The 553-nt window shown below is 36.9% G+C and carries 1 protein-coding gene; it reads right to left on the bottom strand.

Annotated elements, in window-relative coordinates; translation table 11 throughout:
- Positions 1–57: 57 nt before the first annotated feature.
- Complete coding sequence (locus tag CJF42_RS25990; protein ID WP_170940786.1) at positions 58–414, bottom strand: IS1096 element passenger TnpR family protein; 357 nt, start codon at positions 412–414, stop codon at positions 58–60.
- Positions 415–553: the final 139 nt, after the last annotated feature.

A 553-nucleotide genomic window follows, 5' to 3' on the forward strand; every position in this document is an offset into this window, starting at 1 on the left:
GAATGAGCGCCAGCCAAGCTTTAAACGTCCCACCCATAATTGCCTTGTTAGGTAACTCTATTCATCCCAATCAGGGTATTGTTCTGGTTTTATCCCGCTCTCTAGAGAAACTCTAGGGTAGAAAGTATTAACTTTTTCTTGAAAGCGTTTTTTACGGCTTTTACTTATTTGAAATAGCCAACTATCACCATAATCGAACATATAAAAGAGTTTTTTACCCTTAACTTGAGGAAGAATAGAATCGACAGTTTCTTGGCTTATCTTTTCATCGTCATAACTGATACGCAAAACACTTCTAGAGTAATAAGTATTCCCAATTGCGAATTCAAATAAGTGATCATTTTCGAAGCCAACAGCATTCAAAATCGCTTGATGCAATTCATCTAAACTGTGATCCACAGGAATTTCTAGCATGCATTCCCAATCGGTATTTGCGTGCATTCCGTCAAGTAATTTAATCTTTAAAGTTTCAATCATACTCTGAGGTTTCTGTGTTACCTAACAATTTAATAGTGCGCAAATCGCGCATATTTCTGATTTGCAATCGCGCACT

Origin of the sequence: Pseudoalteromonas sp. NBT06-2 (assembly GCF_002276045.1) — a bacterium.
In the GTDB taxonomy this organism is placed as follows: domain Bacteria; phylum Pseudomonadota; class Gammaproteobacteria; order Enterobacterales; family Alteromonadaceae; genus Pseudoalteromonas.